Genomic DNA, 518 nt, shown 5'->3' with positions numbered 1-518 from the left:
CAGGTTCGGGAACATGTCGTAGATCTCTTCGACCGACATCCCCTTGTCCGTCTTCGAGACGAACGGCGGCAGCATCAGGTTTTCTTCGGCCGACAGCGACGAGAAGATGCCGCGCTCTTCCGGGCAATATCCCACGCCCTGGTGCGCGATCTTGTAGGTCGGCATGGCGATGGTTTCATTGCCGTTGATCCTGATCGAGCCCTTGCGCGCGCCCACCAGGCCCATGATCGAGCGCAAGGTGGTGGTGCGTCCGGCGCCGTTGCGGCCCAGCAGGGTCACCACTTCGCCCTTGTTCACCGTCAGGTTGACGTCGTGCAGGATGTGCGACTCGCCGTACCAGGCGTGCAGGTCGGTGATGGCCAGCGCCTGTACGCCGGCGGCCTGGGCATGGCCCTGTTGCAGGGTAGCGGTGTTCATCAGTGGGCTCCTTCCAGTGCGCCCGCGGTGGTGCCCATGTAGGCTTCCATCACCTGCGGGTTCTTCGAGACCTGGTCATAGGTGCCTTCGGCCAATACCGC

At 63.5% G+C, this 518-nt stretch carries 1 protein-coding gene and 1 pseudogene; both read right to left on the bottom strand.

Annotated elements, in window-relative coordinates; genetic code table 11:
- On the bottom strand, positions 1-417 hold a 417-nt coding region (locus RV1423_RS28295; protein ID WP_155835348.1), incomplete at its 3' end, for an ATP-binding cassette domain-containing protein.
- Positions 417-518: pseudogene (locus tag RV1423_RS29595) on the bottom strand (ABC transporter ATP-binding protein); the annotation flags it as partial. The gene RV1423_RS28295 and the pseudogene RV1423_RS29595, both read right to left, overlap by 1 nt.

The organism is Herbaspirillum sp. RV1423 (assembly GCF_000577615.1).
In the GTDB taxonomy this organism is placed as follows: domain Bacteria; phylum Pseudomonadota; class Gammaproteobacteria; order Burkholderiales; family Burkholderiaceae_D; genus Herbaspirillum.
This window is presented reverse-complemented; position numbering and strand designations above follow the sequence as displayed.